Origin of the sequence: Colwellia sp. 1_MG-2023 (genome assembly GCF_030546755.1) — a bacterium.
In the GTDB taxonomy this organism is placed as follows: domain Bacteria; phylum Pseudomonadota; class Gammaproteobacteria; order Enterobacterales; family Alteromonadaceae; genus Thalassotalea_H.
The window spans coordinates 255,128-280,727 of the sequence record NZ_JAUOPE010000005.1 but is presented as its reverse complement, the minus strand read 5'-3'; the positions used below and the strand labels follow the sequence as shown (position 1 = coordinate 280,727).

General features: G+C 35.1%; 27 protein-coding genes and 1 pseudogene. 13 read left to right on the top strand and 15 right to left on the bottom strand.

All coding sequences use genetic code 11. The features are described 5' to 3' along the window. Positions 1 to 148: 148 nt before the first annotated feature. On the top strand, positions 149 to 1,093 hold the full coding sequence (locus tag Q4493_RS08295) for a tRNA-dihydrouridine synthase (protein WP_303451466.1): 945 nt from the start codon (positions 149 to 151) through the stop codon (positions 1,091 to 1,093). Between the two features lie 13 nt (positions 1,094 to 1,106). On the opposite strand, the gene Q4493_RS08290 is transcribed toward Q4493_RS08295, so the two are convergent. Next, on the bottom strand, positions 1,107 to 1,262 hold the full coding sequence (locus tag Q4493_RS08290; protein WP_303451463.1) for a hypothetical protein: 156 nt from the start codon (positions 1,260 to 1,262) through the stop codon (positions 1,107 to 1,109). Positions 1,263 to 1,726: 464 nt separating this feature from the next. Between Q4493_RS08290 and Q4493_RS08285 the strand changes: the two genes are divergently transcribed. The 3 genes from Q4493_RS08285 to Q4493_RS08275 all read left to right on the top strand — a co-directional run bounded on the left by Q4493_RS08285 (position 1,727) and on the right by Q4493_RS08275 (position 3,344). After that, the gene (locus Q4493_RS08285) at positions 1,727 to 2,701 is read left to right on the top strand and encodes a methylenetetrahydrofolate reductase (protein WP_303451461.1); all 975 of its coding nucleotides are present in this window, start codon (positions 1,727 to 1,729) and stop codon (positions 2,699 to 2,701) included. Between the two features lie 16 nt (positions 2,702 to 2,717). Then, positions 2,718 to 2,909 carry a hypothetical protein gene (locus Q4493_RS08280; RefSeq protein WP_368506783.1) on the top strand — a complete coding sequence of 64 codons (192 nt, stop codon included), beginning with the start codon at positions 2,718 to 2,720 and terminating at the stop codon, positions 2,907 to 2,909. A gap of 144 nt (positions 2,910 to 3,053) precedes the next feature. Continuing rightward, on the top strand, positions 3,054 to 3,344 hold the full coding sequence (locus Q4493_RS08275; protein WP_303451455.1) for a hypothetical protein: 291 nt from the start codon (positions 3,054 to 3,056) through the stop codon (positions 3,342 to 3,344). Between the two features lie 189 nt (positions 3,345 to 3,533). Here the strand turns inward: Q4493_RS08275 and Q4493_RS08270 are convergent, their stop codons facing one another. The 8 genes from Q4493_RS08270 to Q4493_RS08235 all read right to left on the bottom strand — a co-directional run bounded on the left by Q4493_RS08270 (position 3,534) and on the right by Q4493_RS08235 (position 8,956). Next, on the bottom strand, positions 3,534 to 4,436 hold the full coding sequence (locus tag Q4493_RS08270; RefSeq protein ID WP_303451452.1) for a hypothetical protein: 903 nt from the start codon (positions 4,434 to 4,436) through the stop codon (positions 3,534 to 3,536). Continuing rightward, complete coding sequence (locus Q4493_RS08265; protein WP_303451449.1) at positions 4,436 to 5,293, bottom strand: ABC transporter ATP-binding protein; 858 nt, start codon at positions 5,291 to 5,293, stop codon at positions 4,436 to 4,438. The genes Q4493_RS08270 and Q4493_RS08265 overlap by 1 nt, the downstream gene beginning before the upstream one ends. Continuing rightward, positions 5,293 to 5,655 (bottom strand): GntR family transcriptional regulator, encoded by a 363-nt coding sequence (locus tag Q4493_RS08260; protein ID WP_303451446.1) that lies wholly within the window; start codon positions 5,653 to 5,655, stop codon positions 5,293 to 5,295. Before Q4493_RS08260 ends, Q4493_RS08265 begins: the two co-directional genes overlap by 1 nt. Before the next feature lie 208 nt (positions 5,656 to 5,863). After that, on the bottom strand, positions 5,864 to 6,274 hold the full coding sequence (locus tag Q4493_RS08255; RefSeq protein ID WP_303451443.1) for an acyl-CoA thioesterase: 411 nt from the start codon (positions 6,272 to 6,274) through the stop codon (positions 5,864 to 5,866). A 101-nt stretch (positions 6,275 to 6,375) separates the two neighbouring features. Further along, a complete protein-coding gene (locus Q4493_RS08250; RefSeq protein ID WP_303451440.1) occupies positions 6,376 to 6,747 on the bottom strand; it encodes a hypothetical protein in 372 nt (123 codons plus the stop codon). Positions 6,748 to 6,832: 85 nt separating this feature from the next. Then, the gene (locus tag Q4493_RS08245) at positions 6,833 to 7,207 is read right to left on the bottom strand and encodes a putative zinc-binding protein (protein WP_303451435.1); all 375 of its coding nucleotides are present in this window, start codon (positions 7,205 to 7,207) and stop codon (positions 6,833 to 6,835) included. 103 nt (positions 7,208 to 7,310) lie between these two features. Beyond that, positions 7,311 to 8,294 (bottom strand): glyoxylate/hydroxypyruvate reductase A, encoded by a 984-nt coding sequence (locus tag Q4493_RS08240; protein WP_303451432.1) that lies wholly within the window; start codon positions 8,292 to 8,294, stop codon positions 7,311 to 7,313. Then, a complete protein-coding gene (locus tag Q4493_RS08235) occupies positions 8,294 to 8,956 on the bottom strand; it encodes a DUF1456 family protein (protein ID WP_303451429.1) in 663 nt (220 codons plus the stop codon). The genes Q4493_RS08240 and Q4493_RS08235 overlap by 1 nt, the downstream gene beginning before the upstream one ends. A 279-nt stretch (positions 8,957 to 9,235) precedes the next feature. Here Q4493_RS08235 and mfd point away from each other — a divergent pair, with 279 nt between their 5' ends. The 3 genes from mfd to Q4493_RS08220 all read left to right on the top strand — a co-directional run bounded on the left by mfd (position 9,236) and on the right by Q4493_RS08220 (position 14,921). Continuing rightward, positions 9,236 to 12,814: a transcription-repair coupling factor gene (gene mfd / locus Q4493_RS08230; protein ID WP_303451426.1), complete on the top strand. Its 3,579-nt coding sequence runs from the start codon at positions 9,236 to 9,238 to the stop codon at positions 12,812 to 12,814. An 83-nt stretch (positions 12,815 to 12,897) separates the two neighbouring features. Further along, complete coding sequence (locus Q4493_RS08225) at positions 12,898 to 14,592, top strand: CsiV family protein (RefSeq protein WP_303451423.1); 1,695 nt, start codon at positions 12,898 to 12,900, stop codon at positions 14,590 to 14,592. Between the two features lie 41 nt (positions 14,593 to 14,633). Then, complete coding sequence (locus Q4493_RS08220) at positions 14,634 to 14,921, top strand: DUF1244 domain-containing protein (RefSeq protein WP_303451421.1); 288 nt, start codon at positions 14,634 to 14,636, stop codon at positions 14,919 to 14,921. A gap of 26 nt (positions 14,922 to 14,947) precedes the next feature. Here the strand turns inward: Q4493_RS08220 and Q4493_RS08215 are convergent, their stop codons facing one another. Beyond that, positions 14,948 to 15,244, bottom strand: coding sequence for a hypothetical protein (locus tag Q4493_RS08215; protein ID WP_303451418.1), 297 nt, complete (start codon positions 15,242 to 15,244; stop codon positions 14,948 to 14,950). Positions 15,245 to 15,422: 178 nt separating this feature from the next. Further along, positions 15,423 to 16,112, bottom strand: coding sequence for a pseudouridine synthase (locus Q4493_RS08210; protein ID WP_303451415.1), 690 nt, complete (start codon positions 16,110 to 16,112; stop codon positions 15,423 to 15,425). Positions 16,113 to 16,238: 126 nt separating this feature from the next. Here Q4493_RS08210 and Q4493_RS08205 point away from each other — a divergent pair, with 126 nt between their 5' ends. The 5 genes from Q4493_RS08205 to Q4493_RS08185 all read left to right on the top strand — a co-directional run bounded on the left by Q4493_RS08205 (position 16,239) and on the right by Q4493_RS08185 (position 18,801). Then, positions 16,239 to 16,868 (top strand): LysE family translocator, encoded by a 630-nt coding sequence (locus Q4493_RS08205; protein WP_303451412.1) that lies wholly within the window; start codon positions 16,239 to 16,241, stop codon positions 16,866 to 16,868. Positions 16,869 to 16,928: 60 nt separating this feature from the next. Beyond that, the gene (locus Q4493_RS08200) at positions 16,929 to 17,234 is read left to right on the top strand and encodes a DUF962 domain-containing protein (RefSeq protein ID WP_303451409.1); all 306 of its coding nucleotides are present in this window, start codon (positions 16,929 to 16,931) and stop codon (positions 17,232 to 17,234) included. A gap of 25 nt (positions 17,235 to 17,259) precedes the next feature. After that, on the top strand, positions 17,260 to 17,802 hold the full coding sequence (locus Q4493_RS08195) for a DUF1697 domain-containing protein (RefSeq protein WP_303451406.1): 543 nt from the start codon (positions 17,260 to 17,262) through the stop codon (positions 17,800 to 17,802). A 308-nt stretch (positions 17,803 to 18,110) separates the two neighbouring features. Beyond that, on the top strand, positions 18,111 to 18,587 hold the full coding sequence (locus Q4493_RS08190) for a hypothetical protein (RefSeq protein WP_303451403.1): 477 nt from the start codon (positions 18,111 to 18,113) through the stop codon (positions 18,585 to 18,587). 1 nt (position 18,588) lies between these two features. Further along, complete coding sequence (locus Q4493_RS08185; protein ID WP_303451400.1) at positions 18,589 to 18,801, top strand: helix-turn-helix transcriptional regulator; 213 nt, start codon at positions 18,589 to 18,591, stop codon at positions 18,799 to 18,801. A 103-nt stretch (positions 18,802 to 18,904) separates the two neighbouring features. Here the strand turns inward: Q4493_RS08185 and Q4493_RS08180 are convergent, their stop codons facing one another. Continuing rightward, positions 18,905 to 20,524, bottom strand: a complete 1,620-nt coding sequence (locus Q4493_RS08180; protein WP_303451397.1) for a methyl-accepting chemotaxis protein — start codon at positions 20,522 to 20,524, stop codon at positions 18,905 to 18,907. 98 nt (positions 20,525 to 20,622) lie between these two features. Between Q4493_RS08180 and Q4493_RS08175 the strand changes: the two are divergent. Next, a pseudogene (locus Q4493_RS08175) lies at positions 20,623 to 20,842 on the top strand (hypothetical protein). A gap of 241 nt (positions 20,843 to 21,083) precedes the next feature. Here the strand turns inward: Q4493_RS08175 and Q4493_RS08170 are convergent. From Q4493_RS08170 to Q4493_RS08160, 3 genes are all read right to left on the bottom strand, one after another. Further along, a complete protein-coding gene (locus tag Q4493_RS08170; RefSeq protein WP_303451394.1) occupies positions 21,084 to 23,942 on the bottom strand; it encodes a tetratricopeptide repeat protein in 2,859 nt (952 codons plus the stop codon). A gap of 87 nt (positions 23,943 to 24,029) precedes the next feature. Next, on the bottom strand, positions 24,030 to 24,872 hold the full coding sequence (locus tag Q4493_RS08165; protein ID WP_303451391.1) for an ion transporter: 843 nt from the start codon (positions 24,870 to 24,872) through the stop codon (positions 24,030 to 24,032). A 14-nt stretch (positions 24,873 to 24,886) separates the two neighbouring features. Next, positions 24,887 to 25,528, bottom strand: a complete 642-nt coding sequence (locus tag Q4493_RS08160; protein ID WP_303451550.1) for an MBL fold metallo-hydrolase — start codon at positions 25,526 to 25,528, stop codon at positions 24,887 to 24,889. Positions 25,529 to 25,600: the final 72 nt, after the last annotated feature.

Here is a 25,600-nt window from a genome sequence, read left to right as displayed (position 1 = left end):
TGTGTTGAATAGCTTTTTACACAACAGTAATTAAGTACTACTTATTAACAAGACCTGACGTTTGAAAATAAATTTCAATCCTCAATTTATTTATCTCTAAAAGATTATGTGAACTTCACACATAAGTCTATTAACAAAAACTATTTTAATGATTAATCAAATAAATAAAGTCATATTAGCTCCAATGGAAGGCGTGGCAGATGAGCTTATGCGTAATTTACTTTGCTCGATAAATTGTTACGATTTATGTATAACTGAATTTGTACGCGTTGTAGATAGGCTAGTTCCTACCCATATATTTCATAAAATATCCCCTGAATTAATACGCGGTGGCTTTACGCTAAATAACACACCAACTCGGGTACAATTACTCGGTCAAGAACCACATTGGATGGCTGAGAATGCCATTAAAGCCATTGAATTAGGTTCGCATGGTGTAGATTTAAATTTTGGCTGTCCAGCAAAAGCGGTCAATAAAAGTAAAGGTGGTGCTGTTTTATTAAAAACGCCTGAAACTATTTATCAAATTGTAAACAGCGTAAAACAAGCATTGCCACAGGAACAAATATTATCCGCAAAAATTCGTTTGGGTTTTGATGATGCTTCACTTTTAGATGAAATTGTCAGTGCCATTACCAGCGCAAATGCCAATCAATTAACGATACACGCACGAACAAAGCGTGATGGTTATAACCCACCCGCTTATTGGCATCACATTGGTGAAATCAGCGAAAAATATAACATTGAACTGTTTGCTAATGGCGAAATTTGGTCATTATCCGATGCAAAACAATGCATAAGAGAAGCAAAAACAGCAAATATCATGTTAGGTAGAGGCGCATTAGCCATGCCTAACTTAGCAAATGTTGTCAAAGAAAAAGAAGATAAAATGCCTTGGGGATCTGTTAGTCAATTATTTCAACATTATGCACAGTTAGAATTGCAAGGCGATAAAAGTTTCTATTTTTCGAGTCGCTTAAAACAGTGGTTACGCTATTTAAAACTACAATATCCGCAAGCTGAAGCGTTATTTAATGCAATTAAACTGATGAAAAATAAAGACGATATCTTAAAACAAATCGCAAAAATATAATCAACTTACATTATTACTCGGTTGTATTGCCTTTTTTATTGTTCTTTTCAGCTTCTTGCTCATCAATATTTCGTTTAGCAACGATCATGGTTTCAATGTTTTTTTCAACTTGTGGATCAGGTAATAACGTTTGTGCCATCACGCCAAAAGCGACAGCAATTACTTTCATTATTTGAAATTGCCAGGTGAAATGGGTTTCAGTCATGGTTGTTGAGTGAATGATTGAGAAATATCATTAAATGCCCTGTTAGCAAAAAGCATTGATAAGGTGCTAAAACTAAGTTTTTAAACGAAATGGCCAAGCTAAGTTTTGACGTTGATCGTTTACTTAAAGACAGTTATGAGAAAGTAGATTTACGTGTATTTTCAGAGACTTCAAATCTTGAGCTAAAGGCCAAAAAATTTAATAGTGGAAACGTCAATGCTGCATTTAAAAACATATGCACATTTCATAAACTCCCTGTTATTTTTACTGCAAGATTATGATATTTATCTTATTTAAATAAAGCTGAATGATGGTATTTCATGCTATTTGTGATAATAAATCACTTTTTAGCATATCGTTAAGTAAGATTTTTAGCTTGAGAAGGGGTATCATTATAGTAATTAAAATTGTTAAGAACGAAAAAAACAGTGAATAACGGATCAGAGCTAAAAGCAAGATATAACGATGTTACGCGAGGCGTATACTTTATTGGTACAACACCACCCAAAAGTGATACTCCAATTGAACAAGTAGAAAGTATTGCCAGTAAACTACTTGAACGAGTAAGCGATATTGATTTCGATGGTTTGATTGTATATGACATTCAAGATGAAGACTCTCGTACCAATAAACCTCGTCCTTTTCCGTTTAAAACCACGCATGATCCAAGACATTATTCTGCATTGTTAAATCAAAAGTCAGCACGCCCTGTCATCACTTATAAAAGTGTTGTGCAATCAAATGCCGATGACTTTAATCAATGGGCGAACGAAGCATGGCAAGAATACGGCATTCGTGACATTGTTTTAGTAGGAAGTCCTTCAAAGAAAAACACCATTTCTCTTTCATTAGCTAATGCATATAAAACCCTAGTAGATAATCAAAATGAATTTTTTATTGGCGGCGTTACTATCGCAGAACGTCATGCTAAAAAAGGCAATGAGCACGAAAGATTAATTGAAAAGCATCAGCAAGGTTGTAACTTTTTTATATCGCAAGCGATATATAATCCACAAGCGACTATTGATATGCTGACGCGCTATGCTATTGAATGTAAAAAGTTAAATATTAAACCCCAACGTTTTATTTTAACGTTTTCACCTTGTGGTAGTGAAAAAACTTTAGAGTTTATTGAATGGTTAGGTGTTAGCGTGCCAGAAGCTACCTCTTTACGGATCTTAAATGCGGAAAAACCGCTGTATGAATCTATTCGTATATGTGCCAATAGCTTACAACAAATTTTAGATGCGGTTTTACCTTATAATTTACCGCTTGGTTTAAACATTGAAAGTTTAACTAACCGTAAAGAAGAAATAGATGGTTCAATTTTGCTTTATAAATTATTACGTTCGATGATGGACAGTTATTTAGCCAAACAAGAATTAGATAACTTAATTAGGTAACTTGATGAAACTGATCATGAAAACAGAGTTTGATAACTTAAGGCTCAATCCTTTTCATGATTATGAAGCCGACAGTAATGGCGATAAACAGGTGGTTAAAATTTATTGTGACGGCCTGCTTATCGCTAAAAAAGTCAAACTTAAAAAGTCTATTCGATATTTCGCGGTAAAAAATTATTTAGATTTCATTACCGATGAAATTGAATAAAATCATCAAGCTAAAAGTGTGTTGTTCAGTAATATGAACACGTCAATTCATTTCAAAGCGTGTCTAACCTGTAACATGTTTTACAACTCTTACCAGTTCAATATATAATCAATTTATTCAGTAACTGATATCTAGAGTAGTAAAATGAAAAATGTCGTAATTAGCAGTATTTTCATGGTATTCGTTGCTTCATGTGCTTCAAACGGAAATGTCTCGCAGTGGCAAGGTGAATCGCTTGGCTCGTTGATCGAACAATATGGCACGCCCGACAGTTTTTTAAAGCTTGAGGACGGTAATAGAATTATTGAGTATGATCACTCCAACTCAATGCATGTCGCTGGTAATTTTTGTTCATTAACTTTTATGGTTGATAGCAGCAACAGAATCTCTGGAGCTAAAGCATTCGGCAATGGTAATAACTGTTCAGGCCAGTAATATTATTGTTTTTTTGACACATTCTTATTCTTTTAGACACACTTTATCGTCAGTATGTAGCCTCTCTTTTCGCAAGAGCATTTCTTGTCGACTTTAGCTTTGACTTTTTTCATAGTTATTTGCACAAAAAAGCGACTAATCTAAGTTAGTCGCTTTTTACTTTAAAGTCACAGGAGCCTTTGGTTTAAGCTATTGGCTTTTGTTTATCCTCATCCAATATGTGCCGTACATTAAGCCTGCACCAAGTAATATAGCAACCAGGCTTATTTTATCTTTCATTACATTAAAAGGTATCACGGTAATACTAGTGTGTTGATTAGCATAGACATCTAAAGCATTTTGCGAGATTGCAAAATAATCCATTAACGTTTGAGCAAAAAAACGAGTATTGAGATCAAAGTAACTCACAAAAAAGCTTTCTACTAATAACACAATAATCACGGGCAAAACGGCCCAAAGAAAGGGCGCTTTTTTGGCAAAAGCAGAGACAAACATTAACCAAGCATAAATTGGGAACATCCATAATGAATAAGGCAATAAACTACTCCATGAAGAAACAAGGTGCCAAATTACGTCGCCATTAGCCCATAATTGCCATAAAGAAATATCATAACCTAGTGAAAGAACAATACTTGCAATCACTATCATGATAAGAAAAACAAGTACGACCCCTGTAGCAGCTATTAAAAATATCGCAGGGAGAATTAACGCCCCCACCAAAAGCTTAACACCAACACTCATCGCATCAGAAACAGGCAGCGATCGCCAAAACATAATGGATAAATCGCGACGTTCATCATATAAACAAGCAATAAAATAATAAAGCTGAACGATGCCAGAAGTGATAACAAAAGGTAAAAATAATACCGAGATAAAACCAAAGGTTATTTGTGACAAGCCTTCTGATTGGGTAAGTTCAGCAATGCGTTCAAATCTAGTTAACCAATGAACGTTTGAAATGTCATTTAATAATAAACTGATAAAGGGGGCGCAGATAAACAATATAGCTAAGATAATAGGGATCCATAAAAATATTTTTTTATATTCCCATAATTCTTTTTTGATATTCGTGGTAAATTGCAACGTATTCATTAGATTGCCTCCTTAGCTAAGACACCAACAAAAATATCAGCCAAACTTGGTACACTTACTTGACCTAACGGCTGTAAATCATCCCTGTTTTTGTTATCAAACAACATCATGTTCAGCCCCATTAAACTATTAGTAAAAAGCGGTTTTAACGCATGCGCTTGCTCAACATTTTCGTGAGTAACGGCCACTAATTGAAAGCGTTCTTTGATGTTATCGGTACTTTCAGCAAGTACGAGTTTTCCGTCTTGGATAAACGCTACATCCGTTAGAATATGTTCTATCTCTTCAATTTGATGTGTGGTCACAATGATACATTTATCTTCATTATAAAAATCTTCCAATAAATGCGTATAGAATTGACGACGTGTTAAAATATCAAGTCCTAACGTTGGTTCATCTAAAATCAACACTTTGGCATCTATCGCCAGGATTAACGCTAAATGTAACTGTGTTACCATCCCTTTTGATAAATGTTTTACTTTACTATCAAATTTAATATTGGTTTTAGCTAATAACTCCTCCGCTTTTTCACGATTAAAGCGAGGATGAATACCGGCTAAATACTCCAGTGATTGTTTCACTTTCAACCACTTAGGTAATACGGCAACATCTGCAATATATGCAACTTGTTCGAGCATTTTTTCACGTTGTTTTTTAGGGTTAAAGCCTAAAATATCGATATTCCCCTGATAATCAACTAAACCTAACATAGCCTGTAAACACGTTGTTTTACCGGCACCATTTGGACCCACTAATCCGAGAATTTGCCCCGAATGCACAGATAAATTGAAATCTGACACGACGGTATTTTTACCGTAGCTTTTATTTAGATGAGAAATAGAAATTAACTGAGTCATTACTTCTCCCCCTTACTATTTGATAAAAGTTGCTCTGTTGATAATTGTAATCGTGTGATTTGTTGTAATATTTGTGGCCATTGCTGGGTTAAAAAGGATTCTCTTTCTCGCGCTAACATAGTACCTTTTGCCCCCTTGATAACGAAAAGTCCTTTACCTCTTTGTTTTTCTACCACCTGCTCGTCTTGCAACATTTGATAAGCCTTCGAAATCGTAATAGGATTAATTTGATATTGTGAGGCAACCTTTCTCACCGAAGGCAATGCTTCACCTTCTTTAATATACCCATCGAGTATGCGCGTTATTACTTGCTGATAAAGCTGTAAGTAAATTGGTTTATCAGCATCCCATTGAGTTGTCATAGCAATTTCCTGTGATGAAAATACAAACAGTTAATAGTGTTATACATCACCAACACACTAGTGACAAATATTTAACCGATGCTAAATTACAGGTAAACTCTAGGTAAAAAAGAAAATAACACCTAAAGCTATGGGCAAAAATAATTAAGGGTTGTTGTAGTGGTAAATAAAATTAAATAAATTAATCAATATAAAAGCTGAAACTTAGTTAAAGATTCAGTGTTTTTACTTCATCAAGGGTTTGTTGTTTTAACGCTTCAAGCGTTTTACCGTGAGGAACGGGCTGTCGAGTTTCGGGATCAACTTTAACAAAAACAATATCATCGGCTAAACAAATCGTTTTTTTCGTGACTTTATTTCGTACCAAACAAGTAACGGTAATTGAAGACTTGCCTACTTTTTTCGTTTCTAATCCAAATTCAACTATATCACCTTGCATCGCAGGAGCTTCAAAGCTGATTTCACCAATATGTTTCGTCACTAAACAATTAGTTTCTAACTGACAAATAACATAAACCGCCGCTTCTTCGTCAATCCATTGCAAGACTCTGCCACCAAATAATGAATAGCCATAATTTAAGTCACTTGGCATTACTAAACGTCGAGATAAAAATCGCATCACAAACTCATATAAAGAATTAATAGGATTGGTAAAGAGTATTTGCTTCGTTGCCTGTCAGCAAGCAAAATTTTGGCTTTAATAACAACTTACGTAATAGTCTAAAGTGTTAATACTTTTATTGTTAAATGCAAAGACACAATAATTAGCGCAAGAAAAGCAACACTGTAAATCCATAAAAAAATTTTAGAGAGCTTTTTCTTGATACGGCGGAAAAATCCTAGTTTAGGTTTCGATTCAGCGGTGGATGAATTTTTACTCGCAACTTCACCATGAAAACTATGGCACAAAACAAATAAAACTAAACACCAGAGAAAACTTAATAAACAAGCGGTTAAATAGAGAGACTGTAATTCTAACGGTGCAAAAACTAATAGATAAATGATTAAAAATAGCGAGGCGAAACAAATAAAAGCCAATAAATACCTTATCGGAAAAAATACATTCGCTAATAGAGTAAAAAACCTGGTCATTATTTATCCCTTGGAAAGAATCATTATCATAATGATATTTCACCCAAGAACAAGTTAACCCGTTTGATTTATAAAAAATGCGCTTTTAAGCACTAAAATTAATACCATGTTTGGATAATTCACCGTAAATATGAACCATGGCTTTACTATTATCGGTTAAAGAGTCTTGCCATTTATCACGTTTTTCTATTCCTAAATCAGTGATGACAAAATAATGCGAAAGTGCAACCTTTGCGGCACGTAAACAGGTTTTAGTACAAGCAAGATCACAGCCGTCAATCGCAATAATTGTTCTGCCAGAGGTCGCAATATCTTTGATGGGTGCAACATTACCAATCACGCCTGAAACACACGACATTTCAGCAATCCCGTCACTATCAAGGTTTAAGGCTATATCGTGTGCGATACGAGCAACATTAGAGCACCCCGAGCATGAATAAACGATAGGTTTCTCAGTCATAATATTAACAAGTCGAGTAAATGGTATCGTCTATCTTATCGGCTAAATAGAATTATATTTTGATTTAAATCAAGCAGAATGACTTTTAACCTCAATGGCTTTTTTAATACCCTTTTGATAAATCAATTGAGCGTGGGATTTTCCCCGATATCAAATAATTTTGTATATTTTCACAAACTATCTGACAAGCAGTTACTTGGTTTGTCGGGGCAGAAATATGCGGCAAAATGGTAATATTAGGGTGTTGCCACAATTTATCATCTTGCGGTAGCGGCTCTTGAACAAATACATCTAACACGGCATGTGAAAGTTGTTTTTCATTTAATGCGGTAATTAAATCTTGATGATGAACAATCTTGCCACGAGCGAAGTTAATTAATCCCGCGCTTGGTTTCATTTTGCTAAATAAGGTTCGATTAATAAGGCCCGCAGTTCGCTCCGTTAACGGTAATAAAATGACGACAATATCACTTGCAGAAAAGAGCTGTTCTAATCCGTCTTGCCCTGATAAACAAACAACATTATCGATAGATTTTTGTCTGCGACTCCAACCTAAAACGTTAAAACCATTTAAACTAAGTTTTTCAACACTCGCCAGTCCTAGCTCACCTAATCCTAATACGCCGATTGTCCGTTGATTTGTTAACGCAACCGAGTGTTGTTGCCAATGTTGACACCGTTGTTGAGTCAAATAAAGTGGCATGTCTCGATGTAAATAATAACTCCATGCCACAACAGCTTCAGCCATTGTTTGCGCCAAACATGGGTCTATTAAACGCACTATTTTAAAAGTAGGCGAAGGTATTTCAGCCAATAATCGTTCAACACCTGCCCATAAACTTTGCACCCAAACCAAACAAGGAAAATCAGTTAATACGCTAGGATCAGGGTTAGCGACTATCGCAATTTCACATTGCGACCTTTCGAGAGTAGATAAACTATCAGCATGCACCACTTTTATGGGGGTGTCATAAGAACGATCTTGAGACGACATGGACTTTGATAACCGCTCATTTAAGCGTTCAAGCCATTGTAACTGTTCAGTGAAAGCAAGCTGACTTATAAAGGGGATAAGTTGTTGAGTCATTAACTGTTTTTATAAATATCTTCAGGTTTTAACTTTAAAACTTTACGTGAAGATTTTTTCGCATCTGTTTTGGTCGCATTGGGATTTACATAGCGTTTGCTCGCATTTGCTCGAGCAGATTTATAACCAGTATCAACACTTTCATTTTCAACACCAGAAGCTTGGGAACCGACAAGCTTACTTTTAGCTTTTTTTGGCGTATACGCTTTACGATGTTTATCTTGTAACGCTTGTAAAAAGTTACGTAAAAATTGTGATTTGCAATGACGATAATTTTTATGATCAGGTTTTCTAAAAAATGCCGTTAATTCAGACTTTCCTAGGGTGAAACCAGTACTAGCTAATAAATCAATAATGTCGTCATTTTGTAACTGCAATGCTATTTTCAATTTCATTAACATAATATTTTTTGTTAATGTTTTTTCTGCTTTAGGTTGCTCTGAGTCTTTTTTTCCTCGTTTTTCAATGATAAAGCCATTTAAAAAACTCGCAAGTTCAACATCAGCCAGTTCAACCATTTCGGCATCATCATCCTTTTTCAACCAGTTTTGAACCTGAGATTCACTCACTTTGCATTGTGCGTGAGCAAAAATTGCCACTACTTTTTCATCTCGTAAATTAAAGGTGTAGCGAATACGGCGTAAAACATCGTTATTGGTCACTAAGGACTCCTAATTAAAGTGGTTGTTTAAGTTTATGGTTAACTGGGGAAGTATACTACCTTGGTAAATCGTTTTCCTCTCATTCTTAGTAAAGTTTACTGAAAACATATTTGGCATCGCCAAGTGTTCAATGATTATTTATTTCAGCTGAAAATACCCAACTTTAAATTCTCGCATGTTATCATATAGCTGAGTGATTTTACCTCGACCGATAATTACCGGTTACATCGAAATTAATAGCATTAACACGACAAAAAAGTATAAAGAACGAAACTATTCATGAGTAAATTACATCAACTATATTCACCCGTTTTAACCTCGCGTCGAGGGAAAGTGGCGAATAAAAAAACTTGGCATAACCTATTAGGTTCTAGTAGCACTATCGCTATTTATCAAGCGGCGAAACAATCGGAAAAACCAATACTGCTAATTACTCATGACACTCCTTCGGCGCTTCGATTAGAGCAAGAGTTATATAGTATAAACCGTGATAGCGAACTTTCTATTTGTTTATTTCCCGATTGGGAAACCTTACCTTATGATACTTTTTCACCTCATCAAGATATTATTTCTCAACGCTTAGCCACTTTATATCAATTATCAAGAATGGAACGAGGCATAGTTATTGTGCCCGTTTCAACGTTAATTCAACGACTTGCGCCAAAGCAATATCTAGAAAGCAATAGTTTATTAATTAAAAAAGGCGATAAAAAAGATCTCCATCAACTCAGACAAGAGCTAGAAGCTAGTGGTTATCGTTATGTTGACCAAGTGATGGAACATGGCGAGTTCTCTGCGCGAGGCGCTATTTTAGATCTGTATCCCATGGGTAGTAATACCCCCTTTAGATTAGACTTTTTTGATGATGAAATAGATGAGATCCGTTTATTTGATCCCGATAACCAACGTTCAAGTGATAAAATTCCAAGCATTGAATTATTGCCTGCGCATGAATTTCCAACAGATCAAGCGGGCATCCATTTATTTCGCCAACAATACCGTGAATTATTCACTGGCGTGATCAATAAAGAATCTATTTATCATCAAGTAAGCGATGGTATTTTGCCCGCTGGCATAGAATATTACTTGCCGTTGTTTTTTGAACAAACCAATACACTCTGTGATTACCTCTCTGAAAATGCCTTACTCATAGTAACCGGCGATATAGATAAAGCGCTTGAGCAATATTGGCTCGATGTTGAATATCGTTATGAAGACAGGCGATACGACCCTACTCGTCCACTACTAGAACCAAGCAAGTTATTTTTAAATAAAGATGAATTATATAGTGCATTAAAACCTTTTGATCGCATCTCTATTCCTCATATGCCGAAAAATACGGCAAGTGATGACACAGCTTTGCTCAATAACGATACAAACAACAAGGCTGAAATTGAAGAGCAGCAGGAAAGTAGAGAAAGTAAAGGCGTTATTCATTATGATATTAATGAATTGCCAAACCTAACGGTTAATCATCAATTAAAACAGCCTTTCGAATTATTAAATGTTTTTATTGCGGATAAAACCACACCACAAAAAGTATTATTTGTTGCAGAAAGCCAAGGCCGAAGGGAAAGTGTTTTAGAATTATTAAAACGCAATCATATGGTCCCGCAGCAATTTGATGATATCGAAAGTTTTGTCGACTCCAATGAACAAATTGGCATTACCGTCAATGCATTATCAGCCGGATTTATCTTTCAAAGTAAAGGCTCATCGCTTAAAAATGCCATTGCCTTAGTTACCGAGTCTGAGTTGTTAGGCGATAGAGTTCGTCAAGCACGGCGTAGAAAAAAGCAGCAAGATACTCAAGCCGATGCCATATTTAAAAACCTTGCTGAACTGTCAATAGGCCAGCCAGTTGTTCACATAGAACATGGTATTGGTCGCTATGTCGGTTTACAGACCATAGAAAATGGTGGCATAACCACTGAATTTTTAACACTCAGTTATGCCGGTGAATCTAAATTATATGTGCCGGTTGCCTCACTTCATTTAATTAGTCGCTATTCTGGTAGCGATGCAGAACACGCCCCATTGCATAAACTAGGCAATGACACTTGGACCAAAGCGAAACGAAAAGCCGCAGAAAAGGTTAAAGATGTCGCCGCAGAGCTGCTTGATATTTACGCGAAACGTGCCAACAACAAAGGTTATCAATTTTCTCGTAATAAAGATGACTATATTGCCTTTGCCAATAGTTTTGGTTTTGAAGAAACCCATGATCAAGAGCAAGCCATTAACGCCGTAGTAAGCGATATGCTCTCAGATAAAACCATGGACAGGTTAGTGTGTGGTGATGTTGGTTTTGGTAAAACTGAAGTAGCCATGCGTGCAGCCTATATCGCAGTGAATGACGGTAAGCAAGTTGCTATTTTAGTACCCACCACCTTGCTCGCCCAGCAGCATTATGAAAACTTTAAAGACAGGTTTGCTAACTGGCCAGTATCAGTAGAAGTATTGTCGCGGTTTAAAACCGCAAAGCAACAAAACGAGGTGATTTCGAAAGTAGAATCAGGCCATATTGATATTTTAATTGGCACGCATAAATTATTGCAAAATAGTATTAAGTATCATGATCTTGGCTTACTAATTATCGATGAAGAACATCGTTTCGGCGTAAAGCAAAAAGAAAAAATTAAAAAACTAAGATCGAATGTTGATATTTTAACCTTAACCGCAACACCTATTCCAAGAACACTGAATATGGCAATGGGTGGTATGAGAGATTTATCTATTATCGCCACACCACCGGCCAAACGATTAGCGGTCAAAACCTTTGTCCGTCAACGCGACGATGCCTTAATTAGAGAATCTATCTTGCGTGAGGTTTTACGCGGTGGCCAAGTTTATTTTTTACATAACAACGTTGATACGATCGAAAAAGTGGCGGCTGATATTCAAAATTTATTGCCTGAAGCAAAAATAGTAACCGCACATGGTCAAATGCGAGAACGTGATTTAGAACGCATCATGAGTGACTTTTATCATCAACGTTTTAATGTTTTAGTTTGTACTACCATCATTGAAACTGGCATTGATGTACCTAGCGCCAACACGATTATTATGGACAGAGCTGATCATTTAGGCTTAGCACAATTGCATCAATTACGTGGCCGTGTTGGCCGATCGCATCATCAAGCATACGCTTATTTACTCACGCCACATGAAAAAGTAATGACCAAAGATGCGAAAAAGCGACTAGACGCCATTGCGTCATTAGAAGATTTAGGTGCAGGTTTTACGCTAGCTACTCACGATCTCGAAATTAGAGGAGCGGGTGAATTACTCGGTGAAGATCAAAGCGGTTCAATGAGCCAAGTTGGCTTTAGTTTATATATGGAAATGTTAGATCAAGCCGTAGCCGCATTAAAAGAAGGCAAACAACTTTCATTAGATCAAATGACTGCACAACAAACCGAAGTAGAACTTAGGGTTCCAGCATTACTGCCTGATGATTATATTTTTGATGTGAGTTTACGATTAAGTTTATATAAACGTATTGCGAGTGCTAAAACGAAAACTGAGCTAGATGATATTCAAGTAGAACTTATTGATAGATTTGGTTTGTTACCACAAGCGACAAAAAATTTAGTGCATATTGCAAAATTGAAGTTAAAAGCGCAGAAAATTGGTATTGCTCGAATTGAAGCAGGACCGGCAGGTGGTTCAATTGAATTTAGTGATAATACTAAAGTTGACCCTATGTTCATCATCGGGCTAATTCAATCTCAACCCAGTGTTTTTAAAATGGATGGTGCGAATAAATTAAAGTTTGTACGGGCAACAGAAGATGCAAAATCACGTTTTATGATGATCACTTCGATACTGAATGATTTGAGTAAAAAACTTAATTAACAGCGAATAAAATACAAGGTATGATGAGCGCTATAAAGCGCTTATTAGCCAAAGTTAAGCTTATCATTTACTTTAGGAAATTGATGAATATTAAACAAAGTCTGGTTTTATTTTCTAGTTTATTTTTTTCTTTATCGGCTATGTCGGCAAGTAAATGGCTTGGCGATTGGTTTGAAATTGAAGTTATTCTGATCAGTCAGCTTGATGATAAAACCAAATCAAAAGAAAGCTTTTCTGAACAAGATTTTACCATAAACTATGCGAACTCTCTCGATTTGATCACGCCTTATTTAAATCCAGACATTGAAAGTTTAAAACAGTTATTACCCGTTTGTAATCAAATCAATGATCAACGAACTTATTTAGAACAATCAACAGTTTGGCCAACATTTTATCTAAATAAAACACTTTCAGACCTCAATGAAGAACAAATTGTTGAACAAGCTCTGGTCAATCAACAAAATTCAACGGGTGAAAATAACACTATTATGCCCTCTGAAAGCGCCAATCATGATCAAGTTCCCCCACAAGCTGGCGATAATGATAACTTTTTTGATCGCATGAAAACCAAGCAAGAACAACTCAAAGCAGGTTTTACCTATGCGGAAAAAAATAATAAAAGTCACGTTGAGGCTAATAATTCTAGCGATGAAGATCTTGATTCAACGCTTATAGCTGAAAATAAAATCAATGATTCCTTAATCACTGAAGAACAAAAAGCACTCGTTATTGAAGCGGAACAAGTTTTTTCGAAAATTCAATTTAATCAATATATTAATTATCCTGTTTTTGCAAAAACCAATAAAAATAACAAAGCATCTTCTGCCCTTTGTGCTATTTCTCTGCATGATTTTATGCAATTGAATGTCGATAAAAACCTCTATTCATATCATGGTTTTCAAGTAAATGCTGTGCCAACAACCATTGATGATGTAGAACATATTTACAGTGATATACCTTATTTATTAAGTGAAGATTCACTCAGATTAAAAGATATTGTTAAACAGTTAAGACGCAGCAAAGACTTCCGCCCTATTCTACATTTAGCATGGCGACAACCGGTTTTTGAAAAACAAGACTCTCAGCCACTAAAAATATTTGCTGGCGATAATCTTCAAGGACAATATGTAAAAAATCTAGCAACTTATCATGCTGAAAAACAGGCCAGTTTAATAGAAGAGCAAAGTTTGAATGCTATTTTTACTTTATCTGAAAATCACCAAAAGCATACCATTGATAACTCGACTGAAGTTGCTGATTTTGTTGGAGATATGAAGAAAGAGATTAAATCAGCAAAAATAAACGAGATCCTTCACAATATTCACCAAGTAAATAACGTTGAAGATGTCGTTGCAAGGTTAAATAATCCCGCTGAAGCAAAATCACCGTTAAATGCTATTAATAATAACGTCATGATCGAGAATAAACCTCTGGCCCCTGTGCAACCTTGGTATCTTGAAGGTTTAATTGACGTTTATTTAATTGGCAATTATTTACACGTGGCTAACGATTTTAGTATTTTAAATATGACACTTGCTGAGCAAGAAAGTCTAAAACTAAAAACTAGCGTGGTAGGAGATACAGCTGATTTTGGCGAAGTAATGAGAAGCCCAAAAGCCATCCCAATTCGTATGACTCAAGATCGACGCATGATCAGTAGAGAAGTACATTATTTCGATCACCCTTATATGGGAATGATCATACAAATTCGACGACACCAACGACCTGAGTTACCAATGGATGACTCCGAAGAAGTTATCGTGAACACGAATAATTAGGTATACCAAAATCACAATATCTACTTTAAAGAGAATTAAAAATGGATAAAGAAATTGAAATTCAAGCGGCGGTATTTCGTCGTTTATTAAGACATTTAGATAATAGAAAAGACGTACAAAACATTGAATTAATGAACCTTGCTGGTTTTTGTCGAAATTGTTTCTCTAAATGGACAGTTGCCGAAGCAGAAAAGTTAGGTGTGAACGTTGATATTGACGAAGCTAGAGAACAAGTTTACGGTATGCCTTACGCTGAATGGAAAGAAAAATATCAATTACCTGCAACTGAAGAGCAATTAGCTAAATTTAATGAGTTAAATAACAAGTAAGCAGAACCCCCTTCAAAGAGTTGAAATTAAATTTTGAATTGAATAGCTTTCGCTATTTGTCGACGATCTTTTTCAGCTCTTGATTCTAACCAACGACCACGACCTTCCATTTGTTCACGACGATCTTTTCCTGAGCGGCGTTCAACCTCATCCCAATTAGAAGCTTTACGAATAACCGTATTTTCCCTGTTTGTTGCTGGTGAACTCTGACGAGTTTGCACCGACTTAGGGTATTTACTTTGTTTATTCTGTTTACGATCTTTAGTCGTACTTTCTGTTTTAAAATTGTTTGATGGTTTTAACAATTCCGTAAAAAGATCCATAACCTACCTAACTAATTGACTCATATTTGAAATACATGATCAAAATATCGGCAGTTTTATACAAATCTTTAATATTATTTTGACAAAATAATTATCTTCTACTAGGGCTTTTGATCTTTGCAAATATAACTGAAAAGTACTTTATGATTTTTCGAATCAATTAAGCTTAAAAAGAAAATCAAAGGAATTCACTAACTTCTTCTGCCGTTAAATAACGCCATTCACCCATAGGTAATTCAGCTAGTTTTATATGACCAATTTGCTCACGATGTAAACCAACAACTTTGTTGCCGATTGCCGCAAACATGCGTTTAACTTGATGATATTTTCCTTCGGTGATGGTCAGTAAGACTTCTTTTTCATTGATAATGTTTAATTTGGCAGGAAGCGTTAATGAGCTTTCACCTTGTAATTGTACGCCCACTTTAAATTTTTCTGCACTGTCAGCACGAACCTCATCTCTAAGCCATACTCGATACACTTTTTCACACTGCTTTTTCGGCGAGATAATATTATGCGACCAACGACCATCGTCAGTGATCAAAACAAGCCCAGTAGTATCTGCATCAAGCCGACCAGCAACGTGCATATCAAACGCTTTATCAACGTCAATTAAATGAAATAACGATGGATAACCTTCATCAACGTTTGAGCAAATGGTATCAAGGGGTTTATGTAACATAATATAGCGAGATTCGCGTGCCACTAAGCTTTGCCCCTCAACCGTAATATCGTTATTTTCATGCACTTGCATGGCCGCATTTTTACTTATTTCACCGTTAACGCACACACTACCACTTTTTAACAAGCGCTTTGCTTCCGTTCGGGTTAGCTCCGTACTTTTACAAATGAATTTATCTAAACGCATATTAAGCTCTTTATCTAATGCAAGGCGCAATATTATCCGTGAACAAACAATTTTAGCAAGGTTGAATTGAACATTTTCATTGTCGGTGATAGCCTAATTATTATCTACTGAGTAAGGAAAACTGAAATGGACTTATGGTCAGGTTTACTGTTAATTACTTCTATTCATTTATTAGCTGCTGCCTCTCCGGGACCTGATTTTATATTGGTCAGCCAGCAAACACTCAGCCATGGAAAAAAGTCAGGTTTGCTATGCAGTATTGGCATAGCATTAGGCTTATCAATTCATATCATTTATTCAGCGCTTGGTCTTGCTACAATTATTGCAAATTCTTCAACCGCGTTATGGGTGATTAAAATACTCGGTGGCAGCTACTTACTTTATTTGGGAATTTGCGGGCTAAGAGCCAAACCTCAGAATCAGCTATCTGAAGGTAAAGTGTCGATTGAACAATCATCTACCTTAAAAACCGTCGGTATTGGCTTTTTATGCAATGCATTAAACCCTAAAGCACCTATCTATTTTGTTGCACTTTTTACGGTTGTACTTTCTCCTGATATTCCAATCACGCACTTAGTTATCTACGGTATTTGGATGATGATAATTCAACTTATGTGGTTTTCGACTGTGGTATTTTTATTATCAAGACCTAAAATCAATCTCAAATTTCAAAAAATGGGGCATTGGCTCGACAGAATCATGGGGGGTGCAATGTGTATAATCGGCTTAAAGGTAATCACTTCAAAGCTGAGCTAGCATAGGCTAGTGAACTTTTCACTGTAGCATTAATTAGTACAAATTTTAGTGAGTTTTTCTATGACTAAGCAATATCAATCTTTCAAAAGCTTTTACCCTTTTTATTTAAGCCAACATAAAAACCGTATTTGCCGCCGGCTTCACTTTATAGGTTCACTCCTTGTATTATGTACCTTAGGTTATGTCATTGTGACACAACAGCTAACCTTACTTTTATTACTCCCGATTATTGGATATGGTTTTGCCTGGCTAGGGCACTTTTTTTTCGAAAAAAATAAACCTGCTACTTTTACCTATCCTTTGTATAGCTTAATTGGTGACTGGGTTATGTTTAAAGATATATTAATTGGCCGTATTAAAATTTAGCGCATCACTAAACTAAGGTATCTCAATGCAACAATACATAGCATTATTACGCGGCATCAATGTTAGCGGACAAAAGAAAATTAAGATGGCTGATCTAGTAAACCATTGTCAAGATGTTGGCTATGAAGAAGTATCAACCTATATTCAAAGTGGTAATATTTGTTTTAAATCAGCGAGTGAAGATGCGCTAGAATTAGCTGTAGTATTACAAGATAAAATTAAACAAGTATATAGTTTTGATGTGCCTGTTTTAGTCATTAAAAGTGAACAACTAAACAACATTTTTCATGAACTTCCTTTTGAAAATATTGATATTGCCAATGAAGGTAATAAAGTTTTGGTCAGTTTTTTAAATGCACTACCTAAACCTGATGAAGTTAGTCATTTATTAAGTTATGTGAAAGCTCCCGAGCAACTGGTAATTGATCAACAAGTCATTTATTTACATTGCCCTAACGGGTACGGAAAAACTAAGTTATCTAATAACTTTATCGAGAGTAAATTAAAGGTGATTGCGACGACACGAAATTTAAAAACAATCGCTAAGCTAATATCATTAACTGTATAGCTTATTAATATAAGCGTTGAACTAGGACTGACATACAAGATTTTCTCATCGCTATTTTTCTATAAAGTTGAAAGCTCTCCTCCCACTCAAAATAAGACCTAACCTATTATTCTTAAAGTTTATTTAACAAAACCTTACTCAATACCTCTTATTTTTTTCTTGATATGAACCCATAAAATCACAATCAAATGACAAGTAAATAAAACTTTAAGTAAAATATATTTGACACAAAGAGGAATCAGCACTAACATTTGCAATGTAAAAAATATTTAACATCATGTATGGTTTTACATACTCAAGGATTTATTATGTCTTATAAAGAAAGAAGTACTTGGATTTCATTAGCAATACTTATTTATATTTGGCTAGAATACTTTTTAGCACTTTTCTCATTAAATGCTAACAGCCAGCTAACGGTTGAAACCGTTAATAGTTTATTGCTAGCAGTCGTAATTAAAACCATTGTACTGGAGATACTTTTACAAATTACCATCGCGATTATTGATAATAAAGATGCCGATTACTCTGCTGACGAAAGGGATATACTCATTAGCTTACGCGGTAGTCGATATGCTTATGGGATTTTGTCTGTTGGCGCACTATTAACCGTTTTGTACACAGTATTCCCAACCTTATCAACACTCGCTATATTTCCTTCAAAAGAGCTGCTAGCTATAGATCTTCCGAATGAATATAAAGTGATGCATTTTATTATTATCTTTGCTTTAGTCGCTGAAATAGCAAAATTTTCTACGCAACTATTTTTCTATCGCAGAGGTTTTTAAGATGACGAAAACTATCACCAATAATATTCGTCGATTACGTTTTGATCATGATGAGATGACCCAAAAAGCTTTAGCTGATTTGGTAGGTGTTTCAAGACAAACTGTCGTTGCTATTGAAAAAGGTAAATATTCGCCTTCATTAGAAGTTGCTTTTAAAATTGCTGAAATTTTCGAGATCAGTATTAGTGAAGTATTTCAATATGTTGAACAGTAATTGTTTCTGAATATTTACTTATTGCCTTCAATATTAATAAATCCGGATTAATATTGAAGGCGTTAATTTTGAAAGCAATAAAGTTAATTAGTAAACAATTTACTTAATATTTAAAGTAGTTCACTCTATCTTGCACTTGCTGACTTGCCTCATTCATTTCGTAACTGCATTCATTCGATTGATTGACTAAATTAAAGTTATCATCAACTAATATTTTTATCTCATGCATATTTTTACTGACATCTAAAACAACCACACTTTGCTCTTCTGCCGCTGTAGCTATTTGATGCGATTGATCATTAACCAAGTCTACCTTTAATTGGATATCACTCACTAACGCATTACTTTCTTCAACTTTTTGTTGTAATGATTTTGCTGTATCAGAACTCTCATTCATTTGTTTAACTGCTTCATCACCTGCTTGAGTTAAGTTACCCAATAAGCTTTCGATTTCATTCACCGAGTTTTGAGAGCGCTGAGCTAACCCTCTCACTTCATCAGCAACTACAGCAAAACCTCGTCCTTGCTCTCCTGCTCTTGCTGCTTCAATGGCTGCATTTAAAGCGAGTAAATTGGTTTGATCTGAAATACTACGAATAACTTCAAGGATTTGTTCTATGTTGGTCGTTTCTGATTTTAACTGTTGTACAACATTTGCTGATTCTATTAATGATTCAATGAGCATGTTTATTTCATTTACTGATTCATTAGATGACGCTAACCCTTGCACAGTTAAGTTTTTAATTTCTGCCGCAAAAGAGGCGGTTTCAGTGGTACTCTTGGCTATGTTATCACTCGTGAGTGACATTTCTTCTATTGCCGTTGCAACTTGATTCGTATTATCGGTAATAGAATTAGAGCTAGTTAACATATCTTTGTTAATATCGATAATATTGATGCTATTTTTATTAACTAACTCCCCTGATTCACCAATATTGATAATGGTTTCTTTCAAGCTATCAATGGTATTATTTAAAGCATCTGCAAGCTCTAATACTTCGTCATGACTAAATACTTGAGCTTTTTGCAATAATGAGCCTTTTGCTAATTCGCCTGCTGTATTTCGTACATTTTGGATCCCTTTGCTAATTTTATTAGCAATAAGAAAGCTTAATATCAGAGAAATAACAATGGCGAGAATAATACCAATATAAAAGACATAACTACTTTGTACTATGTTGTCATTTACAGAGTCGTGGGTAATATCAGCAGATAAATCAACTTGCTTTTTAAATTCGCTAGAGTAAGCAATAAGTTCATCGTAAGAAGTGGTAAAGGCTTTAAAAACTGGAAATGGCGCTTTGTTATCAGGGGCATTGTTCATTGCAGAAACAAACAACGAAGCTTTGTTTTGGAAATCTAAACTTAAGGTTTTTAATTTTTTTAATTTTTCAGATTGACCTGAAAAATTATTCATCATCTCATTTAACAATTTAGGCGTTATTACTTCGTTCGCTTTAATTTTATCTAAATAACCCTGGGTTTGATTAGTTAATGCGAGTAAATAACTTATCTGTAGACCTCTGACATTAAGCATAGTGTCAACTTGGACTTCTTTTATCCGTTCAAATTGTAATGAAACCTTAAAGTTTTGCTGATAAAAAGTCTCAAAGTCATCTGCAATAGTATCGCTATGGGATTGTATAATGAGAATGACAAAAGTAAATAAAACAATAATCGCAATGGCCATTAACTGAAGTTTGCGCAATATATTAAAAGACATAATATCCTCAATGTTTAATTTTCTTAATATAATTAGGGGCTGTTGATCTTTCACGGTTAAATTTTGTTCAGATAAAATCGTTTTAATCGCGGCGAGTAGTGTGTAGCCTAGTCATTCTAAGCAAATACTACTCTACAAAGCGTAAACGATGTTAGCCGAATCCTTCGCACAGCGTTTGTTGGTCATTTTTACGGCGTTGCCCCACAAGGATGTGGGGTAAGGTGACTTTGCAGGAGCATAAAGTCTTTATCGCCTTTTTATGTGCAACAACCCTATTACAAAGGATATGCCTTGTATAAATACCCAACAAAATGCTGAAAAAAAATCTCGAAAGATCAAAAGCCCTTATAATATAGACTATTTATCTTTGAATGTGATCTATTATTAATCATTGAGTTTTCGTTATTGATCCCGAAAACTCCTTCCTATTCAATACTTTCTAAAAGCTACAACTCTTTTCAATCGATATTGATTAACAGCGATAAATGAATGAGTGATGAAATCAAGTTATTGAGATTATTTGCTCACATTTTATATTCAAAACTTCAATATATTTAAATTACCATAAGACTTGATCAATCTCATTTAAGAGTGTTTGAGATTGATCATTCACTCGTGAAAATTCTTTATTTTTTAACGAGGTTTCTAACGCGATAGCATATTGAGAAAGCGCAGAAAATCCAAACATTTGTGCGGCACCTGCAATACGATGAACAAGTTGAGATAATTGGTCATAATCATCATTTTTAATGTGTAAAATAATGTCTTGTTGTTCTAAGACTAGGTTAGACTTAAACTGTTCAATCAAATCAGACATATCCACTTGATTTAAAGCTTCTTCAACTTTATCAGCGCACACTTTGTGTTGATAATAGTGACAAATGGTTTGTATAAATATCTTTCTCTCGATAGGTTTTTTAAGATGATTGTCAAAGCCTTGTGCTAAATATTCTTCCACTTCATGAGCCATTGCATTAGCCGTTAAGGCGATAATAGGTTGTGTCGCCCCTTTTTGCCTCATAATAGTATGGGCTTCGATACCATCCATTTCAGGCATTTGAATGTCTAATAAAATCACTTGTGGCTGATACTGAAGAAACTTCTCTACCGCTTCTTTACCATTTTTCGCTGTATAAACTTCTAAACCTAAAGATCGTAATAAACGACTGATTAATTGACGATTATCTTGATGATCTTCAGCTAATAAGATAGTCCCCGAAATTTTTTCAACGGTTTCTTTTCTCGTATTTGCCTCAATCGTTGATTCGATGAGATGAAGTTGATTATCCGCTTTTTCCTCAATTCCTGGAGGGCATGGCAAGCTAAAAGCAAAGGTACTTCCTTGGTTTAAAACACTAGAGATGTCTATATTCCCCTGCATCAACTGAGCTAATTGTTGTGATAAACAAAGTCCGAGTCCGGTACCACCAAAACGACGACTTATACTGCTATCACCTTGTGTAAAACTCTCAAACAGACTGTTAATTTGCGAAGAACTCAAACCTATGCCGGTATCTTCAACAGAGAATATAATTTGATTAGATGCTAATTTCACAATGACTTTAACGTGTCCTTGCTTGGTAAACTTCACCGCATTAGCACATAAATTAATGAGAATTTGTTTAATACGGATACCATCGATAGGAATAACAAAAGGAACCGGTAAAGCGTGATATACAGAAAAAGTTAACCCTTTAATTTTTGCTTGTTCACTAAACATGCTGGCAACATCTTGAAGTATGATATGTAAATCTTGCGATTGAATATCTAAATCGAGTTTATTAGCCTCAACTTTACTTAAATCTAAAATGTTATTGATCAATTCCAATAAATGTAAACTGTTGCTATAAATAATATTAATATCTGTATGTAAAGTTGATTCATTAATATCTTCATAAATTAAGGCTTCTGCTTGAGCAATAATCGCTGTCAAAGGCGTTCTAATTTCATGGCTCATATTAGCTAAAAATAAGCTTTTTACTTTATTCGCAGCTTGTAATTTATCGGCTAATAATTCGAGCTCTTTAGTGCGTTGTTTGACTTTACTGATTAACTCAAGCTTTGATCTTCGTTCCGCATTTCTCCGATAAACAAAGAAGGCAATCAAAACCAATAAAACAAAAGCGATGATAATAAAATTACGTTTTTGCCCTGTTTTAGACAATTCTAACTGTTGTAATTTTTCATTTTGTTTTAGCTGTAACACTTGTTGTTTTAATTGCTCTGATTCATAACTTGCTAATAACAAATTAAAATTATCATTTTCTCGCTTATTACGTGCCAAAATATATAACTGGTGAAATTTCAATGCTTGCTTAGGTTGATTAAGGCTAGCGTAAACTAATGAAAATAATGAATAATTATTTAATAGCTGTTTAGCATAAGTAAGTTCTTCTGCTATTTTTTGGGATTGTAGTAAATAATTTAATGAACCTTTTGCATTGCCTAAATAATACAGGCCTTTCGCATAAGTATGTAAAGCTCCAGATAATGCTGTTTTATATTCATTTTGTTGAGCAATATCAATAGACTTTTTTGCAAACGATAACACTCTATCATGCTGATTTAATTCAAAATATACTTCAGATATATTGTGGTAAATAGAAGCAAGATTAAATAAGTCATTTTCATGTAAATAATACGCCAATGATTTTTGCATATATTCTAATGCGACTTCTGGCTTATTTGACTGTTTATAAGCAATCCCTAGATCACTATAAGCTTGAGCTAAACCTTCAAAATCGCTAATCTCTTTGCGTTTTTCAATAACATCTAAATATGCTTCAATCGCAGTGTCATAACGTTCTAATTTTAAATATAGGCCAGCGATATTGAAACGAATATCAATATTATCTATTTCGCTGCCAATTTCCTGATATATACTTTTTGCTAATTGATAACTATTGATCGCTTGAATATTTTGCCCTAAAGCCGCTTGTGCTAAGCCTATATTGTTATGCATATTAGCAATTAAAATGGGCCTATCTAGGGCATTAAAGATAGCTAATGCGTCAGTATAATGCTCAATAGATTGCTCATATTCACCTTTTAAATAACGATATATACCTAGCCTTTTATAGGCATGTGCCAGCTCTACCGATTTACTGTTTTGTTCAGATAAAAGAATAATGCGGTTAACCGTTTCAATGGCTTTAATAAAGTCGTTGGTATTGCGATATTGACTTTCAATCGCCTTAAGGACTTGCAATCTTTCATTGTTTTTTAACTTATAGCCATCCAATAATTCTTTAAGTTGAAATAACACTTGAGGTTTATCTGGATTTTCTTCGATAGAGGAAATTTTTTGAGTAATGGAAGCTTGAGGTGATTGTTCGAGATTTGGCTCAGCATGAGCACTGCAAACTGTTGTTATGATTAGGCTGAAAACGAGCAGAGTTTTTTGGAAATAAGCTAACATAAAAGCGCGTAATCAATCTCAAATAATGAATGTGATTTTTATAGTACGCGCTTATAGTAATTTATACAAAATTTCAGCCTGTTAAAATTATTCTTTTTTATTTTGCTCGCTTGTCTGTTGAAGTAACGCTTTAATTTCAGTTAGCTCTCGTGCAAGGTTATCAATTTGCGCTCGACTTGCAGGCTCACCGCCTTCTTCCGTTTCACCATGTAATTCAGCACGATAACTTTCGTGTTCCTGCCCCATCACTTCTAAAATGGTACCTACCATCATATTTAAAAAGATAAAGGCCGTTAAAAAAATAAAGGACAGATAAAAGATCCAACTCATCGGATGCACTGCCATGGTTTCGTACATCACGTCTGTCCAATCTTCGAATGTAGCCACGCGAAACAAAGTTAACATAGAGATAGAAACATCTCCCCAAAGCACTTTATTAATATCTTCAAATAATATACTGCCAATTGCGGCGTAAATATAAAAAATAACAAACATAAGTAAGGCAATATAGCCCATGCGTGGAATGGCTTTAATTAAGGCGTTTATCAATAAACGTAATTCTGGCACCATTGAAACTAAACGTAATACTCGAAAGACTCGTAAAAGCCTCGCCAATAAAACACCTGAGCCCCCCGCAGGAATTAAGCTACCGATGACAATAACGGTATCAAAAATATTCCAACCATTTTTGAAAAATTCATTTTTCTTTGGGGTCGCCATAAAGCGAATAATAATTTCTATTAAGAAAAAGACAGTAATAGCAGAATCTAGTACCGATAATAAATGCACAGCGGGGGCTGGCAAATCATGTGTTTTGGCGCCAATCAGTAACGCCGAAATGATAATGACGCCAATCACAGTCCATTGAAAGATTGGACTTGAATCAATTTTTTTTAAACGACGTTGAAAGCGATAAACCATTGAGGCCATTGTATTTATCCTAATTAACTAACTGAATCACCCACGAATGGGTTATTTTTACGTTCGGCACCAAAGGTACTCATAGGGCCATGACCCGGTATAAATTGCACATCATCTCCCAGAGGGAATAACGTATTTCTTATCGAATGAATTAAAGTTGCATGATCGCCTTTTGGAAAATCAGTCCGACCAATGGAGCCTTTAAATAAAACATCGCCCACCTGTGCCAATTTTGTTTCAGGATGAAAAAACACGACATGTCCTGGCGTATGACCTGGACAAAAATATACCTGCAACTCAATTTCGCCAAAGCTTACAGTATCTCCTTCATTTAGCCAGCGATTAGGTAAAAAAGGCTCTGCTTCAGTAAAACCAAACTGCTTTTTTTGCTCTGGGATCAAATCAATCCAAAACTGATCTTCTTTACTAGGGCCTTCAATAACAATATTAAACGCCTTTGAAATTGCGCGACTTGCGCCGGCATGATCAATATGAGCATGAGTTAATAACACTTTAGTTAACGTTAATCCATGCTGCTCAACGGCATTTATAATGAGTTCAACATTACCACCCGGATCGACAACTGCCGCTTCTTTCGTGATATCACACCAAAAAAGTGTGCAGTTCTGTTGAAATTTAGTTACCGGAATTATTTGATATTGCAACATATTCTGTTTGTCTATTTACTCATTATTGAGCTTAATTAAGCACTGTTTAGTTATGTGGGTACTGAGCCG